The 17,110-nt window shown below is 59.1% G+C and carries 14 protein-coding genes; 9 read left to right on the top strand and 5 right to left on the bottom strand.

All coding sequences use genetic code 11. The features are described 5' to 3' along the window. Positions 1–144: 144 nt before the first annotated feature. Both lolA and CRO59_RS13805 read right to left on the bottom strand, forming a co-directional pair. A complete protein-coding gene (gene lolA, locus CRO59_RS13810; protein ID WP_097088108.1) occupies positions 145–765 on the bottom strand; it encodes an outer membrane lipoprotein chaperone LolA in 621 nt (206 codons plus the stop codon). A 67-nt stretch (positions 766–832) separates the two neighbouring features. After that, positions 833–3,241, bottom strand: a complete 2,409-nt coding sequence (locus tag CRO59_RS13805) for a DNA translocase FtsK (RefSeq protein WP_095138945.1) — start codon at positions 3,239–3,241, stop codon at positions 833–835. Between the two features lie 309 nt (positions 3,242–3,550). Here CRO59_RS13805 and trxB point away from each other — a divergent pair, with 309 nt between their 5' ends. The 4 genes from trxB to infA all read left to right on the top strand — a co-directional run bounded on the left by trxB (position 3,551) and on the right by infA (position 6,349). Next, positions 3,551–4,510: a thioredoxin-disulfide reductase gene (gene trxB, locus CRO59_RS13800; RefSeq protein WP_097088110.1), complete on the top strand. Its 960-nt coding sequence runs from the start codon at positions 3,551–3,553 to the stop codon at positions 4,508–4,510. A gap of 62 nt (positions 4,511–4,572) precedes the next feature. Continuing rightward, positions 4,573–5,253: a leucyl/phenylalanyl-tRNA--protein transferase gene (aat, locus tag CRO59_RS13795; RefSeq protein ID WP_096795635.1), complete on the top strand. Its 681-nt coding sequence runs from the start codon at positions 4,573–4,575 to the stop codon at positions 5,251–5,253. Between the two features lie 57 nt (positions 5,254–5,310). Then, the gene (locus CRO59_RS13790; RefSeq protein ID WP_027614671.1) at positions 5,311–6,018 is read left to right on the top strand and encodes an arginyltransferase; all 708 of its coding nucleotides are present in this window, start codon (positions 5,311–5,313) and stop codon (positions 6,016–6,018) included. A gap of 112 nt (positions 6,019–6,130) precedes the next feature. Beyond that, positions 6,131–6,349 carry a translation initiation factor IF-1 gene (infA, locus tag CRO59_RS13785; RefSeq protein ID WP_002553999.1) on the top strand — a complete coding sequence of 73 codons (219 nt, stop codon included), beginning with the start codon at positions 6,131–6,133 and terminating at the stop codon, positions 6,347–6,349. 1,061 nt (positions 6,350–7,410) lie between these two features. Here the strand turns inward: infA and clpA are convergent. Next, positions 7,411–9,681: an ATP-dependent Clp protease ATP-binding subunit ClpA gene (gene clpA, locus CRO59_RS13775; RefSeq protein ID WP_097088113.1), complete on the bottom strand. Its 2,271-nt coding sequence runs from the start codon at positions 9,679–9,681 to the stop codon at positions 7,411–7,413. 30 nt (positions 9,682–9,711) lie between these two features. Next, a complete protein-coding gene (gene clpS, locus CRO59_RS13770; RefSeq protein ID WP_027614670.1) occupies positions 9,712–10,095 on the bottom strand; it encodes an ATP-dependent Clp protease adapter ClpS in 384 nt (127 codons plus the stop codon). 224 nt (positions 10,096–10,319) lie between these two features. On the opposite strand from clpS, the gene CRO59_RS13765 reads away from it, so the two are divergent. Further along, positions 10,320–10,601, top strand: coding sequence for a cold shock domain-containing protein (locus tag CRO59_RS13765; protein WP_097088214.1), 282 nt, complete (start codon positions 10,320–10,322; stop codon positions 10,599–10,601). Between the two features lie 60 nt (positions 10,602–10,661). Here CRO59_RS13765 and icd read toward each other — a convergent pair whose 3' ends face one another. Then, the gene (icd, locus tag CRO59_RS13760; RefSeq protein WP_003223831.1) at positions 10,662–11,918 is read right to left on the bottom strand and encodes an NADP-dependent isocitrate dehydrogenase; all 1,257 of its coding nucleotides are present in this window, start codon (positions 11,916–11,918) and stop codon (positions 10,662–10,664) included. A 481-nt stretch (positions 11,919–12,399) separates the two neighbouring features. On the opposite strand from icd, the gene CRO59_RS13750 reads away from it, so the two are divergent. The 4 genes from CRO59_RS13750 (at position 12,400) to hflD (ending at position 17,066) form a co-directional block, all read left to right on the top strand. Beyond that, positions 12,400–14,625, top strand: a complete 2,226-nt coding sequence (locus CRO59_RS13750; protein WP_097088115.1) for an NADP-dependent isocitrate dehydrogenase — start codon at positions 12,400–12,402, stop codon at positions 14,623–14,625. Positions 14,626–14,815: 190 nt separating this feature from the next. Next, positions 14,816–15,262 (top strand): NUDIX hydrolase, encoded by a 447-nt coding sequence (locus CRO59_RS13745; protein WP_007964846.1) that lies wholly within the window; start codon positions 14,816–14,818, stop codon positions 15,260–15,262. Positions 15,263–15,321: 59 nt separating this feature from the next. Continuing rightward, complete coding sequence (gene mnmA, locus CRO59_RS13740) at positions 15,322–16,446, top strand: tRNA 2-thiouridine(34) synthase MnmA (RefSeq protein WP_097088117.1); 1,125 nt, start codon at positions 15,322–15,324, stop codon at positions 16,444–16,446. Beyond that, entirely contained in the window at positions 16,443–17,066 is a 624-nt protein-coding gene (hflD, locus tag CRO59_RS13735) for a high frequency lysogenization protein HflD (RefSeq protein ID WP_003223824.1), read from the top strand. The genes mnmA and hflD overlap by 4 nt, the downstream gene beginning before the upstream one ends. The last annotated feature ends 44 nt before the right edge of the window (positions 17,067–17,110 follow it).

The following is a 17,110-nucleotide window of genomic DNA, read 5'->3' as shown; positions in this document are numbered from 1 at the left end:
GCGTTGAAACCTCTATTTGATCTTGAGACCGATCATTTACCCCTGTGGGAGCGGGCTTGCTCGCGAAAGCGGTGTGCCATTCGACATCGATGGCGACTGATCCACCGCCTTCGGGAGCAAGCCCCCTCCCACAAGGTTATGCGTTTATTCCTGGATAACGTCAGCACCCTTCGGGATGTCGAACTTGAACTTCGACGCCGACACCGCTTCGTTGGCCTTGACCCCGGTGAACAGGATGTTGGTGCGCTGACCAACGCTGTCGATCAGTTGCATGTCATTGACCAGGCCGTTGCGGAACGACAGGCGCAGGCTGTCGAACAGGGTGTCTTTGGTCTTCGGCTTGAGGGTGAAGTCGATCACGCCGCCCGCCTCTTTCGCGCTGATCTCGAAGCTCTGGCTGATCTTCGACACGTCACCGGACAGCAGCAGCGCCGGGGTCTGGGTCAGACGCTCGTCGAGCTTCTTGATGGTTGCCTGCTCCAGATCCGGGTCCCACAGGGTGACCTTCTTGCCATCAGAGACCATGGTCTGCTCGTTTGGCGCTTCGGTGTGCCAGTAGAACAGGCCCGGACGCTGCAGAACCATATCACCGCGAGTTTCCTGCAACTGCGTGCCGCTGCCGTCGAGGGTCAGCTGCGAGAAGTTCGCGATCAGGGTTTTCGATGTTTCCAGCAATTGGGTCAGACGCGCCACGTCCTTGTCGTCGGCGTGGGCCGCGAACGTGGTCAGCGCCAGTACTGGCAACAGCATGCGGATAAGACGCATGGGAGTCCTCTTGAATACTCGTTGGGAGAGCGGCGGCACATCATTGTCCCGCCTTTTGCTTTTGCAGTCAGTCGCGAACCGGGCCCGGGGCCAGAACTTCACGCGAACCGTTGGTGTTCATTGAGGTGACGACCCCGGCCATTTCCATGGCTTCGATCATGCGCGCAGCGCGGTTGTAACCAATCTTCAGCTTGCGCTGTACCGCGGAAATCGACGCCCGGCGGCTTTCCAGGACGAACTGTACGGCTTCGTCATACAGCGCGTCGGCTTCCGGATCATCACCGTCACCGCCACCGCTGCTGCCTTCGAAACCGCTGCCCGCCTCTTCAACACCGTTGAGGATGTCATCGTTGTATTCCGGTGCGCCACGCAGTTTCCAGGCTTCGACCACGCGGTGCACTTCATCGTCGGAAACGAACGCGCCGTGCACCCGGATCGGCAGGCTGGTGCCCGGTGGCATGTAGAGCATGTCACCGTGACCGAGCAGTTGTTCGGCGCCACCCTGGTCGATGATGGTCCGCGAGTCGATCTTGCTCGACACCTGGAACGCCATACGCGTCGGAATGTTGGCCTTGATCAGACCGGTGATCACGTCCACCGAAGGTCGCTGGGTCGCGAGGATCAGGTGAATACCGGCGGCACGCGCTTTCTGTGCGATACGCGCAATCAGTTCTTCAACCTTCTTGCCGACGATCATCATCATGTCGGCGAATTCGTCGACCACCACGACGATGGTCGGCAGCTTCTGCAGTAGCGGCGCTTCGTCGTGAATGCTTTCGCGCTTGTACAGCGGATCGCTCAACGGCTCGCCGGCATCCTGCGCTTCCTTGACCTTGGCGTTGAAGCCGGACAGGTTACGCACGCCCATCTTCGCCATCAGCTTGTAACGACGTTCCATCTCGGCAACGCTCCAGCGCAGGGCGTTGGCCGCGTCCTTCATGTCGGTCACTACCGGGCACAGCAGGTGCGGAATGCCTTCATAGATCGACAGCTCAAGCATTTTCGGGTCGATCATGATCAGTTTGGCGTCGTCCGGGCCGGATTTGAACAGGATCGACAGGATCATCGCGTTCACGCCCACCGATTTACCGGAACCGGTGGTACCGGCAACCAGCAGGTGCGGCATCTTCGCCAGGTCGGTGATGACCGGTTTGCCACCAATGTCGTGACCCAGGGCCAGGGTGACCGGCGATTTGAAGTTGTCGTACTCGGGAGTCGACAGCACTTCGGAGAAACGCACGATCTGCCGGTCTTCATTGGGGATCTCGATACCGACCGTGGTCTTGCCCGGAATCACCTCGACCACCCGCACACTGGTCACGGCCAGCGAACGTGCAAGGTCTTTCGCCAGGTTGGCGATGCGGCTGACTTTGACGCCGGCTGCAGGCTGGATTTCGTAACGGGTAATCACCGGACCCGGATGGATCGAGTCCACGGTGACTTCGACGCCGAACTCCTTGAGCTTGATCTCCAGCAAGTGGCCGACCGCTGCCAGTGACTCAGGCGAATAGTTGAGTTGTTTCTTTTCCGCAGGATCGAGGATCGAGATCGGCGGCAAGGTGCCTTCCACGGCGCTGTCGACGAACAACGGCACCTGTTTCTCTTTCTGCACACGCTTGCTTGGCTCCGGCGCCTTGGCCGGGGCCGGGGCGATGACCGGCGGTACCTGCTTCTCGCGATCGGACATGTGCTTGCTCAGGGCCTGCTCGCGCTCGATCAGACGTTCCTTGACCTTGGCCTGTTCACGCTTGTCGGTGACAGTCGGGGCGACCACATCGTGAACGCGATCATCGACTTCACGCAGTTGCGCAACCAGTTGCTTACGCTCGGTTCGGGCCGACCACCAGCGGTTGATCGCGCCCTGAAACAGTTCGAACAGGTCGAGAGTGATCTTGCCGGTGACGTCCATCACCTTGAACCACGACAGGTCGGTGAACACCGTCAGGCCAAACAGGAACAGCGCAATGAACAACAGCGTGCTGCCCTGGATATTCAGCGCGTTGCGCGCCAGATCACCGAGACTTTCGCCCAGCGCCCCGCCCGCGCCCGCCGGCAGGCCGGTGGCGGCGTGAAAATGGATATGCGCCAGCGCAGCGCCGGACAGCACTAGGAACACCAGACCGATCAGACGCCAGGAGAACAGCCAGCCGCTCCACTGCCACGGCTCGTGACGTTGACGGAAGATCTGATACGCCTTGACCGCCAGCAGCAGCGGGAAGATGTACGCGAAGTAACCCAGCACCATGAACAGGATGTCGGCGCTGTAAGAACCGGCGGGGCCGCCAAAATTCTGCACGTCGTCAATCTTGCTGTTGTGGCTCCAGCCCGGATCATCCTTGCCGTAGGTCAGCAAGGCCATCATCAGGAACAGGCACAAGGCACCGATGGCGATCAATGCACCTTCCTTGAGCCGGTAGTGCAATTGCTGGCGCCAGAGCGGAACGACTGTTTTTGGTGCTGCGGTGGATTTCTTCAAAACGCTTCTTTTCCTGCGCCCGGGGCGCGTCCATCTATTGAATGTCGATAAAAAACTGCCCAATCCAGGCAGGTAAAAAAGTGAACCGGCGCATCTGAGACTACTTTTAACACTGTGCCGCAGCTTTTATAAACACAGCCATAAACACAGCGCTCTACAAATATTCTGTAACAGCCCGGCATTGTACGGGTTTGTGCGGCTGATGCCATGCTTCAAACCCCATAGCTGAGCATAGCCAAGCGCACAAATCCTGCGGTTCAATTTGAGCATGCATTGCCTTTTGTGACAAAGGCTTATGAGGTGTATTTGATGAACGCAGCGAAGCATTCACGCCTGATCATTCTCGGTTCCGGCCCCGCCGGTTACAGCGCCGCCGTGTACGCCGCCCGCGCCAACCTCAAACCGGTGGTAATTACCGGGCTGCAGGCCGGTGGTCAGCTCACCACCACCGTCGAAGTCGACAACTGGCCTGGCGACGTCGAAGGCCTGACCGGTCCGGCGCTGATGGAGCGCATGCAAAAACACGCCGAGCGCTTTGCCACAGAGATCGTTTACGACCACATCCACACCGCCAAGTTGCAGCAGCGCCCGTTCGAACTCATTGGCGACAGCGGCACTTACACCTGCGACGCGTTGATCATCGCCACCGGCGCCTCGGCGCAGTATCTGGGCCTGCCCTCGGAAGAAGCCTTCGCCGGCAAAGGGGTTTCGGCCTGCGCGACCTGTGACGGCTTCTTCTATCGCAATCAGGTGGTCGCCGTGGTGGGCGGCGGCAATACCGCTGTCGAGGAGGCGCTGTACCTGTCGAACATCGCCAAAGAGGTGCATTTGATCCATCGCCGCGACAAATTGCGCTCGGAGAAAATCCTTCAGGACAAACTGTTCGAAAAAGCCGCCAGCGGCAATGTTCGCCTGCACTGGAACCAGAATCTGGACGAAGTGCTGGGCGATGCCAGCGGCGTGACCGGTGCGCGCCTGCGTGACAGCCACAGCGGGCAGACCCACGAACTGACACTGGCCGGCGTGTTCATCGCCATCGGCCACAAACCCAACACCGACCTGTTTCAGGGCCAATTACCAATGCGCGACGGCTACCTGCTGGTCAAGGGCGGCAGCGACGGCGACGCCACCTCCACGGAGATCCCCGGCGTCTTCGCTGCCGGCGATGTGGCCGACCACGTCTACCGCCAGGCCGTGACCTCGGCCGGCGCCGGCTGCATGGCGGCACTGGACGCGGAGAAGTATCTGGACGACATTCCTGTCATTTAACGGCACACTTTATCGCGGGCCTGATGCCCGCACTGCCCTCCCCTTCTGCAAGCCTGGACGCCATGCTGACTTGGTTACAACGCAATTCCCTGACCTTCCCGCCCCTGGAAAAGGCCATGCGCGATCCCAATGGATTGCTGGCTGCCGGTGGCGATCTGTCCGCCGATCGGCTGGTGCAGGCTTACCGGCACGGCTGTTTTCCGTGGTTCTCCGAAGGCCAGCCGATCCTCTGGTGGTCGCCGGACCCACGCACCGTGCTGTTTCCCGACGAACTGCATGTCTCGCGCAGCCTCGGCAAATTGCTGCGCAAGCAACGCTACCAGGTGACTTTCGATCAGGATTTCGACGCCGTGATCCGTGCCTGCGCCGCCCCCAGGGATTACGCCGACGGCACCTGGATCACCGAAGCCATGCAGGACGCCTACCTCGAACTGCACCGCCGCGGCTTCGCCCACTCGGTAGAGGTCTGGGATCATGGCCAACTGGTCGGCGGCCTGTATGGCCTGGCGATGGGTCAGCTGTTTTTCGGCGAATCGATGTTCAGCCGCGCCGACAACGCCTCCAAATTCGGCTTTGCCACGCTGGTGCAGCATTTGAAAGACGCTGGATTCGTTCTGATTGACTGCCAGATGCCGACCGATCATCTGCACAGCCTCGGCGCCCGCGCGATCCCCCGCCACGAATTCGCCGACTATCTGGCTCGCCACCTGGATCAACCGAGTCGTGCCACCTGGGTTTGCTGAGCGACTTTTGCGCGCGTGGCTTACACTTAATTCACCAGCTTATCCCGAGGGTTGATCATGACCGAGTTGGCGCGCTTGAAGTTCTATGCCACTCAGCCTCATTCCTGCAGTTATCTGCCCGAGGAGCAGGCGACGACGCTGTTTCTCGACCCGAGTCAGCCCATGGATGTGCACGTCTACGCAGACCTGTCGGAAATGGGTTTTCGTCGCAGCGGCGATCATCTGTATCGGCCCCATTGCCAGAATTGCAATGCGTGCGTGCCTGCACGCATCCCGGTGGCGCAGTTCCTGCCCAACCGCCAGCAGAAACGTATTTTCAAACGCAATGCCGATCTGCAGGTACGCCCGGTAAAACCGCACTTCAGCGAAGAATATTTCGATCTGTACCAGCGCTACATCGAGCAGCGCCATGCCGACGGCGACATGTACCCGCCAAGTCGTGACCAGTTCTCGACCTTTCTGGTGCGCGATCTGCCCTTCTCGCGCTTTTATGAATTTCGTCTCGACGGACGGTTACTCGCCGTCGCGGTGACCGATCTGCTGCCCAACGGCCTGTCGGCGGTCTATACCTTCTACGAACCTGACGAAGAGCGCCGCAGCCTGGGTCGTTTCGCAATCCTGTGGCAAATCACCGAAAGCCAGCGCCTGGGGCTAGAGGCGGTGTATCTCGGTTACTGGATCAAGAACTGCAAAAAGATGAACTACAAGACCCAGTATCGCCCCATTGAATTGCTGATTAATCAGCGCTGGGTGATTCTTAACTGATCGCAAGCCGTAAACCCCTTGGCTTAAACCCCCTTTTTCGGGCACAATGCACGCCGCTTTTGCCTGGCGCAGTTGCACCGGGCCATTCATTGGATACCGAGGGCTTTACTGCATGTCGAAAGAAGACAGCTTCGAAATGGAAGGCACTGTCGTCGACACCCTGCCCAACACCATGTTTCGTGTGGAGTTGGAAAATGGGCACGTCGTAACCGCGCATATTTCCGGCAAGATGCGCAAGAACTACATTCGTATTCTTACCGGTGACAAAGTGCGCGTCGAGCTGACGCCCTATGACTTGAGCAAAGGGCGCATTACTTACCGCGCTCGTTAATCAAGTCAATACAAGACGCCCGGCTTTGCCGGGCGTTTTTGTTTGTCTGCGATTTGGGTTTGGGTTTGGGTTTTGGGTGTATATCCGTTGCTGCGGTAACGGCCTCCTATGGTTTCGCTCTTACAGCGAGTCACCTTTTCCAAACGCCGAAAAGGTAACCCAAAAGGCTTTGCCCCGGCGTACGGCACTTCGCTGAGGCTCAGTGTTCCCTCGCTACGGTGCCCATCAGGGCGCATCGCCTCCGGTTTGCTTCGCTGCACCTCCTCTCGATGTATGCGGCTTCGCCGCATGGCGCTGCGCGCCTACCCCCTGATGGACACCTTCGCTCGGCCTGCCGAAGGGGCTGAAGATCAAAAGCCACATCAAGAGCCAAAGCCAGAGCCAGAGCCAGAGCCAGAGCCAGAGCCAGATCAAAAGATCGCAGCCTTCGGCAGCTACATGGGATTGGGTGTTTTCATTTGGAGTTTGGTCGGCTGACAGGCCGCCTTCGCGAGCAAGCCCGCTCCCACAGTGGATTGGGTTAGGCAGTTGGAGATTGGTAGGCTGGTCGGCCGCCATCGCTGGCAAGCCAGCTCCCACAATTGGGCCGGGTGCATCAGCAAGAGATTGGTCGGCTGTCAGGCCGCCATCGCCAGCAGGCTGGCTCCTACAATTTAGAGAGCGTGCACCCATGCGGCGAAGCCGCCCCACTCAACACAATGAGCGTTAGCTCGAGTAAAGCTTTTGATCTCAGGGCCCGTCGGCAGGCTGAGTGGAGGGATTTATCCGGGGGTGGGAGCGCAGCGACCGTTTGGCGCAGCCAAACACAGCGAGAGGAGGTGCAGCGAAGCAAACCGTAGGCGCTGCCCCCGGATGAATACCGGAGCGAAGGAACCCGAGCCTAGGCGAGGGCCGAACGTCAGGGTAAAGCCTTTTTGGTTACTTTTTCGGCGTCTGGAAAAAGTGACCCGCCGTAAGGGCGGAACCCTAAGTGGCCGTTACCGCAGCAACGGATATACACCCAAAAACATCAGCCAACAAAAAGGCGCCCGAAGGCGCCCTCTAAACCAACAACCAAGCAGTCAGGCCATCTCCGCCGTAGTCTCAAAGTCAAACGTCAACTCACCATCCTTGATGTCGATGTGCACCACACCGCCATGCTCGGCCAGCTCGCCAAACAGAATCTCCTCCGCCAGCGGACGCTTGATCTTGTCCTGGATCAGACGCGCCATCGGACGTGCGCCCATCGCCGAGTCATACCCACCGGCCGCCAGCCAACTGCGCGCCGCATCGGTAACCTCCAGCAACACACGCTTGTCTTCCAGCTGCGCCTGCAGTTCGGTAAGGAACTTGTCCACCACGCTTTTGATGACCTCATGGCTGAGGCGACCAAACTGGATAATGGTGTCCAGACGGTTACGGAACTCTGGCGTGAAGCTCTTCTTGATCACTTCCATCGCATCAGACGAGTGGTCCTGATGGGTGAAACCGATCGAAGCACGCGCCGCGGTTTCGGCACCGGCGTTGGTGGTCATGATCACGATCACATTGCGGAAATCCGCCTTGCGCCCGTTGTTGTCGGTGAGCGTGCCGTGGTCCATCACCTGCAGCAGCAGGTTGAAGACTTCCGGATGCGCCTTCTCGATTTCATCGAGCAGCAATACACAGTGCGGCTGCTTGGTGATCGCTTCGGTCAACAGACCGCCCTGATCAAAGCCGACATAGCCCGGAGGCGCACCGATCAGACGCGATACGGTGTGGCGCTCCATGTACTCGGACATGTCGAAGCGCACCAGTTCGATACCCAACGCCTTGGCCAGTTGCCGCGCGGCCTCGGTTTTACCGACACCGGTAGGACCGGCGAACAGGAACGAACCGACTGGCTTGTCAGGCGACTTGAGGCCGGCACGGGACAGTTTGATCGCGGTCGACAGCGAATCGATCGCCGCATCCTGACCAAACACCGTCAGCTTCAGGTCGCGCTCCAGGTTACGCAGCAGTTCCTTGTCGGAGCTGGTGACGTGCTTCGGCGGAATCCGCGCGATCTTCGCCACAATGTCTTCAACCTGCGGCACTTCGATGCGTTTGACGCGCATCTCGACCGGCTGCAGGCGCTGATAGGCACCCGCCTCATCGATCACATCGATGGCCTTGTCCGGCATATGCCGGTCATTGATGTAGCGCGATGCCAGCTCGGCAGCGGCGCGCAACGACTCATCGCTGTATTCGATGTTGTGGTGCTGTTCGAAACGCCCTTTCAGGCCGCGCAGGATACCGATGGTGTCTTCCACCGACGGTTCGACGACATCGACCTTCTGGAAGCGTCGTGCCAGCGCACGATCCTTCTCGAAGATGCCGCGAAATTCCTGGAACGTGGTCGAGCCGATGCAGCGAATGTCGCCAGACGACAGCAGCGGCTTGAGCAGGTTCGAGGCATCCATTACGCCACCGGACGCAGCGCCCGCACCGATGATGGTGTGAATTTCGTCGATGAACAGGATCGCCTGCGGACGTTTTTTCAGTTCATTGAGTAGCGCCTTGAAGCGCTTCTCGAAATCACCGCGATACTTGGTGCCTGCGAGCAGTGCACCGAGGTCGAGCGAATAGACGACGCTGTTGGCCAGCAGATCCGGCACCTGGTTGTCGACAATCCGCTTGGCCAGGCCTTCGGCAATCGCGGTTTTACCCACGCCAGCCTCGCCGACCAGCAACGGATTGTTCTTGCGCCGGCGCGCGAGAATCTGCGCGACACGCTCGACTTCCATCTCGCGGCCGACCAGCGGATCAATCCGACCCTGGCGTGCGAGTTCGTTGAGATTGCTGGCATAAGCATCCAGCGGATTGCCTGAAGAAGAAGACTCACCGCCCTCGTCGTCCTGCATATCTTGTTCACCTTCAGAGTGATCGCCGTGCCCTGGCACTTTGGAAATGCCGTGGGCGATGTAATTGACGACATCAATGCGCGCAACGCTCTGCTGTTTCAGCAGGAATACGGCCTGACTCTCTTGCTCACTGAAGATTGCAACCAGCACGTTGGCGCCGGTTACTTCGCGTTTGCCCGAGCTCTGCACATGGAAGACAGCACGTTGCAGTACACGCTGGAAGCCCAGTGTTGGCTGGGTTTCGCGATCTTCGTCATGGACGGGGATCAGTGGCGTGGTGGAGTCGATGAACTCCTGCAGGTCGTGCTTGAGTTTGTCGAGGTTTGCGCCGCAGGCACGCAATACGGTGGCGGCAGCCTCATTGTCCAATAGGGCCAGCAGCAGGTGTTCGACGGTCATGAATTCATGACGCTTCGAACGAGCCTCCTTGAAGGCAAGATTGAGGGTGACTTCGAGCTCGCGGTTTAACATAGCTTCACCTCATACCCAAGTGGTCGGCGATTAACCGTCCTTCTCGATTTCACAGAGTAGCGGATGCTGGCTTTCCCTGGCGTACTGGTTGACCTGCATGGCCTTTGTCTCGGCGATGTCGCGGGTAAACACTCCACATACTGCCCGTCCTTCTGTGTGAACGGCCAGCATGACCTTGGTCGCCAGCTCGCGATTCAGGTTAAAAAACACCTCGAGCACTTCGACGACGAAATCCATCGGTGTGTAGTCATCATTGAACAAAACCACCTTGTACATCGGCGGCGCCTGTAACGCAGGCTTTGCTTCCTGAACAGCAACGCCTGCCGAATCGTCGTCGTGCTCCTCTGGATGATCCTTTTGGAGAAGCGGGCGATCCTGATTGAATGTTAGTCGAATCTGGCTGATTGCATGCATGGAAAGAAAGGTTCGTCAGTTGTGCAAATACAGTGGTGGGGGCGGCTGTACACCTTTTCAACTCCGACTGCCCGGTCACCTTGACTATCGGGAAAACGGTGTTACAACCAATAGAGCCCACAGTGGGTAAAAAAGATCCGCGGAGTCAATCCTTTTAACGGATTAGATTGCGGATGTCCTGGATGATACTCCAGCGATGGAGTCTGTTGCAGAGGGATTTGAGCATGGCTGTCGGCAAGGTCAAGTGGTTCAACAATGCCAAGGGATTCGGCTTCATCAACACCGATGCCCGCGAAGGACGAGACGAGGATGGCAAGGACATAGATTTCTTTGCGCACTACTCGGCTATTGAGATGGTCGGGTATAAAACCCTCAAGGCCGGGCAGGTCGTCAGTTTCGACATCGTTCAGGGCCCCAAAGGCCTGCACGCGGTAAAGATCACAGCGGCGCCCGTGGCAAGCGAATCGGCTACGCCTGCCCCTCATAAAGAAAAGGTATCAGGCTGACTCAACCGTCACCCGGTCATGAAAAACCGCCCGAAGGCGGTTTTTTTGTACCTGCACGATTTACATGTGCTTGATGATCGCCTCACCGAAGCCCGAAGAAGACACCAGTGTTGCACCTTCCATCAGACGCTCGAAGTCATAGGTCACGGTCTTGGCCTTGATGGCGCCGTTGGTGCCCTTGATGATGAGATCCGCCGCTTCGGTCCAGCCCAGATGACGCAACATCATCTCGGCCGACAGAATCACCGAACCCGGGTTGACCTGGTCCTTGCCGGCGTACTTCGGCGCGGTACCGTGGGTCGCCTCGAACATGGCCACGGTGTCGGACAGGTTGGCGCCCGGCGCGATACCGATACCGCCCACTTCCGCCGCCAGGGCGTCGGAGAGGTAGTCACCATTGAGGTTCAGCGTGGCGATCACGTCGTACTCGGCCGGACGCAGCAGGATCTGCTGGAGCATGGCGTCGGCGATGGCATCCTTGACGATGACTTCACGGCCGGTTTTCGGGTTCTTGAATTTCATCCATGGGCCGCCATCGAGCAGCTCGGCGCCGAATTCTTCCTTCGCCACCTCGTAGCCCCAGTCCTTGAAGGCACCTTCGGTGAATTTCATGATGTTGCCCTTGTGCACGATGGTCAGCGACTTGCGGTCGTTGTCCACCACGTATTGCAGGGCCTTGCGCACCAGACGTTTGGTGCCTTCCTTGGAAACAGGCTTGATGCCGATACCGCAATCCTGGTCGAAACGGATCTTGGTGACGCCCATTTCTTCTTTCAGAAACTTGATGACCTTGGTGGCCTCAGGGGAGCCGGCCTTCCATTCGATACCGGCATAAATGTCTTCGGAGTTCTCGCGGAAGATCACCATGTCGACGTCGCCAGGCTTTTTCACCGGGCTCGGTACACCTTCGAACCACACCACGGGACGCAGGCACACATACAGATCGAGTTGCTGGCGCAGGGCAACGTTGAGGGAGCGGATGCCACCACCGACCGGGGTGGTCAGCGGGCCCTTGATGGAGACCACGTAATCCTTGACGGCGTCCAGGGTTTCCTGGGGCAGCCAGGTGTCCTGGTCATAGACCTGAGTCGCTTTTTCGCCAGCGTAAACCTCCATCCAGGAAATCTTGCGCTTGCCCCCGTAAGCCTTGGCCACGGCAGCATCAACCACTTTGATCATCACCGGGCTGACGTCGACGCCAATGCCGTCACCTTCGATGAAGGGGATGATCGGGTTATCAGGAACATTGAGAGAATGGTCTGCATTGACGGTGATTTTGTCGCCGACGGCTGGAACCTGAATCTTCTTGTAACCCATGCTGAACTCCATTGTTTGGATTGAACATCTGGCTTGGTTCGAGCGTAACCCAGTTAAATCAACACGCAAACCCTCTGTTCGCGGCGCGGGCACATCTGGTTTCGTACAAGCCTGAAAGCAAAGGGAAAAGCGCCAAACTCAAGCATTCGCAGCGACTCTACGCCCCACCCGCCCCTGCGACCTTTAGACCAATGGACGAGAATCGTTGCATATGAACCATCGGCAGATTGCCAGCTACCTATGTATAATGCCGCCCGCTGACCAAAGGGTCACGACGGCTGGCCTCTCTAGCACGAGACTTTCCGCCTGATTGGTCGGGTTGTTACCGCAGTCCGACTGCTTGACGCTCTACTGATGCACCCAACATCACCGCGAAGAATCTCGACATTCGGTTCATGGATGACTTTGAACGAACGCGCTTACCCGGCGCCCCTCGAGTTTCTGCGCACGCTTTAGCAAAGAAGAGAGAGTTAATCCGAATATGCCCACCCGCTCGAAGATCATCTATACCTTCACCGACGAAGCTCCAGCCCTCGCCACCTATTCCCTGCTGCCGATCATCGAGGCTTACACCGCCTCGGCCGATATCGCCGTGGAAACCCGCGATATCTCTCTTGCAGCACGCATCCTGGCCAGCTTCCCCGAGCAACTGGGCGACAAAGCCGTAGCCGACCACCTCGCCGAACTGGGCGACCTGGCCGTTACGCCTGAAGCCAACATCATCAAGCTGCCGAACATCAGTGCTTCGGTGCCTCAGCTGCAAGCAGCGATCAAAGAACTGCAAGCCCAGGGTTACAACCTGCCGGACTACCCGGAAACCGTGACCAACGACGCCGAAAAAGAAGCCAAGGCGCGTTACGACAAGGTCAAGGGCAGCGCCGTGAACCCGGTTCTGCGTGAAGGCAACTCCGACCGCCGCGCTCCGCTGTCGGTAAAAAACTACGCTCGCAAGCACCCGCACAAAATGGGCGCCTGGGCCAAAGACTCCAAATCCCACGTCGCTCACATGAGCACCGGCGATTTCTACGGCAGCGAAAAAGCTGCCCTGATCGACGCCGCTGACGCTGTGAAAATCGAGCTGATCGCCAAAGACGGCACCGCAACCGTCCTGAAAGAAAAAACCAGTGTTCAGGCTGGCGAGATCCTCGACTGCGCCGTGATGAGCAAAAACGCCCTGCGCGCGTTCATCGCCGCTGAAATCGACAGCGCCAAGGCGCAAGGCGTACTGCTCTCGGTGCACCTGAAAGCGACCATGATGAAGGTCTCCGACCCGATCATGTTCGGCCAGATCGTTGCCGAGTTCTATAACGACGCCCTGACCAAGCACGCTGACGTGCTGGCCCAGATCGGCTTCAACCTGAACAACGGCATCGGCGACCTGTACGCGCGCATCAAGGCCCTGCCGGCCGAGCAGCAAGCACAGATCGAAGCTGACATCGCAGCGGTCTACGCTGCTCGCCCATCCCTGGCGATGGTCAACTCCGACAAGGGCATCACCAACCTGCACGTGCCGAGCGACGTCATCGTCGACGCCTCGATGCCAGCGATGATCCGTGACTCCGGCAAAATGTGGGGTACCGACGGTCAGTTGCACGACACCAAGGCAGTGATCCCGGATCGTTGCTACGCAACCATCTACCAGGCTGTGATCGAAGATTGCAAAGCCAATGGCGCGTTCGATCCGACCACCATGGGCAGCGTGCCAAACGTTGGCCTGATGGCGAAGAAAGCCGAAGAGTACGGCTCGCACGACAAGACCTTCCAGATCAAGGCTGACGGCGTGGTTCGCGTTACCGACAGCAAGGGCAAGCTGCTGATGGAGCAGGCTGTTGAAGCCGGCGACATCTTCCGCATGTGCCAGACCAAAGATGCGCCGATCCAGGACTGGGTCAAACTGGCCGTCAACCGTGCTCGCGCCAGCAGCACCCCGGCGATCTTCTGGCTGGACCCGATGCGCGCCCACGACGGCGTAGTGATCGAGAAGGTTCAGGCTTACCTGAAGGATCACGACACCAGCGGTCTGGACATCCAGATCATGGCGCCGGTCGATGCCATGAAGTACACCCTGCAGCGCACCCGCGAAGGCAAGGACACCATCTCGGTGACCGGCAACGTACTGCGCGACTACCTGACCGACCTGTTCCCGATCATGGAACTGGGCACTAGCGCCAAGATGCTGTCGATCGTGCCGCTGATGAACGGTGGTGGCCTGTTCGAAACCGGCGCCGGCGGTTCGGCTCCGAAGCACGTGCAGCAACTGGTTGAAGAGAACTTCCTGCGCTGGGATTCGCTGGGCGAATTCCTGGCTCTGGCAGCCTCCCTTGAGCATTTGGGTGTGAACTACAACAACCCGAAAGCGCTGGTTCTGTCGAAAACCCTGGATCAGGCCACCGGTCAGTTCCTCGACAACAACAAGTCGCCATCGCGCAAGGTCGGCAACATCGACAACCGCGGCAGCCACTTCTACCTGGCGCTGTACTGGGCTCAGGCCCTGGCCGCCCAGACCGAAGACGCTGCACTGCAAGCGCAGTTCGCGACCCTGGCCAAAACCCTGACCGAGAACGAGGCGACCATCGTTGCCGAGCTCAACGCCGTGCAGGGCAAGCCAGTGGACATCGGTGGTTACTACCACGCCGACGCCGAGCTGATCAGCAAGGCCATGCGCCCAAGCGCAACCTTCAACGCGGCGATTGCTGCGCTGGTTTAAGGTTGTAAAGGGAACATCACAAACCCCGGCCGTGTGCCGGGGTTTGTGTTTTCAGAATTCACAAAAATCCCTGTGGGAGCGAGCCTGCTCGCGAATGCGGTTTATCATTCACCACCTTCGTTGACTGACCCAACGCTTTCGCGAGCAGGCTCGCTCCCACAGTTGACCGCGCTACCATCGAGGAAACCCTATGGAATGGCTCCCCCACATCACCGTCGCCACCATCGTCGAAGACAACGGCCGCTTCCTGATGGTCGAAGAGCACAAGGCCGGGCGTAATGTGCTCAACCAGCCGGCCGGTCATCTGGACCCGAACGAGACCCTGATCGACGCCGCCATCCGCGAAACCCTTGAGGAAACCGGCTGGGACGTCGAACCCACCGGCGTGATCGGCATTTATCTGTATACCGCGCCGAGCAACGGCGTGACGTATCAACGCGTGTGTTTCAGTGCCAAAGCAGTGAAACACCACCCCGACTATCAACTGGACGACGGCATCGTCGGCGCCAAGTGGTTGACCCGTAGCGAATTAATCGCTCAGCGCGACAACTGGCGCAGCGAGCTGATCATCCGCTGCATCGACGACTATCTGGCCGGCCATCACTTCAGTCTCGAACTGATCCGCCCTTCTCTTTAGCCTTGAGGCCGTGAGCCTGCTAGAATCGCGTCCTTTTTCAAGACACTCATTGAATCCCTATGCGTGATCCAGCCCCTTCTGACACATCCAAGAAGCGCGTCATTGTCGGCATGTCCGGCGGCGTGGACTCTTCCGTTTCCGCTCTCCTGCTGATCGAGCAGGGTTACGAGGTGGAAGGCCTGTTCATGAAGAACTGGGAAGAAGACGACGGAACGGAATACTGCACCGCCATGGACGACCTGGCGGATGCCCAGGCCGTGTGCGACAAGATCGGCATCAAGCTGCACACCGCCAACTTCGCCGCCGAGTACTGGGACAACGTGTTCGAGCACTTCCTCGCCGAATACAAGGCCGGCCGCACGCCGAACCCGGACATCCTGTGCAACCGCGAGATCAAGTTCAAGGCGTTCCTCGACTACGCCATGATGCTTGGCGCCGACCTGATCGCCACCGGCCACTACGTGCGCCGTCGCGACATCGATGGTCGTACCGAACTGCTCAAGGGCCTCGATCCGAACAAGGACCAGAGCTACTTCCTGCACGCTGTCGGCGGCGAACAGATCGCCAAGACCCTGTTCCCGGTCGGTGAACTGGAAAAGTCCGAAGTGCGCGCCATTGCCGAGAAATACGAGCTGGCGACCGCCAAGAAGAAGGATTCCACCGGGATCTGCTTCATCGGCGAGCGACGTTTCAGCGATTTCCTCAAGCAATACTTGCCGGCGCAACCGGGCGAGATCAAGACCACTGAAGGCGAAGTCATCGGCCGTCACCACGGCTTGATGTACCACACCATCGGTCAGCGTCAGGGCCTGGGTATTGGCGGCCTGAAAGATGCCGGCGACGAGCCGTGGTACGTGCTGCGCAAGGATCTGGACACCAACGAGCTGATCGTTGGCCAGGGCAACAACCATCCATGGCTGTTCTCCAGCGCCCTGCTCGCTTCGGAAATCTACTGGGTCAATCCGATCGACCTGAGCCAGCCGCTGCGCCTGACCGCCAAAGTGCGTTATCGCCAGAGCGATCAGGCTTGCACCCTGGAAAAAACCGCAAACGGCTACCGCGCCGTGTTCGACGAACCGCAACGCGCGGTAACCCCGGGTCAGTCCGTGGTGTTCTATGACGGTGAAATCTGCCTCGGTGGCGGCGTGATCGAAGTTGCCGAGCCGTGGAGCGGCCAGGCATGAGCCCGACTCAGGAGCAACTGACGGCGCTGGGCGGGGTGTTTCTCGCCGCCGTGCTGGTCGACCGCATCGCCAAGACCGGGCAGACCAGTGAGGCCGGCCTGAGCTGCATGCTCGGCAGCCTGCTGGTACGCGACCCGAAGGACACACTGGATGTGTACGGCGGCGACGACCTCAATCTGCGCGAGGGTTATCGGGCATTGATCGGCGCCCTCGAGCGCGACCCGAGCACCCTGCAACGCGAACCGCTGCGCTATGCCCTGTCGATGCTCGGCCTCGAACGCCAATTGGCCAAACGTGACGACATGCTCGACACCATTGGCAAGCGCCTGCCGCAGATCCAGTCGCAGGTCGAACACTTCGGCCCGGCCCACGAAAACGTGATCGCCGCCTGCGGTGCGCTGTATCAGGACACCCTGAGCACGCTGCGCCAGCGCATTCAGGTGCATGGCGACATGCGCAACCTGCAGCAACCGAGCAACGCTTCGAAGATCCGCGCCCTGCTGCTGGCCGGCATCCGTTCGGCACGCCTGTGGCGACAGCTCGGCGGCCACCGCTGGCAGTTGGTGATCAGCCGGCGCAAGCTGCTCAAAGAGCTGTATCCGTTGATGCGCAGCGAGTAAATCGTCGCGCAATAAAAGTTTTGTAGTCTGTAGCGCGTAATACG

It is taken from the genome of Pseudomonas sp. LAMO17WK12:I5 (assembly GCF_900215165.1).
GTDB classification, from domain to species: domain Bacteria; phylum Pseudomonadota; class Gammaproteobacteria; order Pseudomonadales; family Pseudomonadaceae; genus Aquipseudomonas; species Aquipseudomonas putida_A.
Note: the sequence above shows the minus strand (reverse complement) of the source record. Positions and strands in the feature narration are given on the sequence as shown.

Coding starts and splice junctions, on each gene's coding strand:
- lolA (WP_097088108.1), bottom strand. CDS start 765: ATGCGTCTTATCCGCATGCTGTTGCCAGTACTGGCGCTGACCACGTTC.
- trxB (WP_097088110.1), top strand. CDS start 3,551: ATGAACGCAGCGAAGCATTCACGCCTGATCATTCTCGGTTCCGGCCCC.
- aat (WP_096795635.1), top strand. CDS start 4,573: ATGCTGACTTGGTTACAACGCAATTCCCTGACCTTCCCGCCCCTGGAA.
- CRO59_RS13790 (WP_027614671.1), top strand. CDS start 5,311: ATGACCGAGTTGGCGCGCTTGAAGTTCTATGCCACTCAGCCTCATTCC.
- infA (WP_002553999.1), top strand. CDS start 6,131: ATGTCGAAAGAAGACAGCTTCGAAATGGAAGGCACTGTCGTCGACACC.
- clpA (WP_097088113.1), bottom strand. CDS start 9,681: ATGTTAAACCGCGAGCTCGAAGTCACCCTCAATCTTGCCTTCAAGGAG.
- clpS (WP_027614670.1), bottom strand. CDS start 10,095: ATGCATGCAATCAGCCAGATTCGACTAACATTCAATCAGGATCGCCCG.
- CRO59_RS13765 (WP_097088214.1), top strand. CDS start 10,320: ATGGCTGTCGGCAAGGTCAAGTGGTTCAACAATGCCAAGGGATTCGGC.
- icd (WP_003223831.1), bottom strand. CDS start 11,918: ATGGGTTACAAGAAGATTCAGGTTCCAGCCGTCGGCGACAAAATCACC.
- CRO59_RS13750 (WP_097088115.1), top strand. CDS start 12,400: ATGCCCACCCGCTCGAAGATCATCTATACCTTCACCGACGAAGCTCCA.
- CRO59_RS13745 (WP_007964846.1), top strand. CDS start 14,816: ATGGAATGGCTCCCCCACATCACCGTCGCCACCATCGTCGAAGACAAC.
- mnmA (WP_097088117.1), top strand. CDS start 15,322: ATGCGTGATCCAGCCCCTTCTGACACATCCAAGAAGCGCGTCATTGTC.
- hflD (WP_003223824.1), top strand. CDS start 16,443: ATGAGCCCGACTCAGGAGCAACTGACGGCGCTGGGCGGGGTGTTTCTC.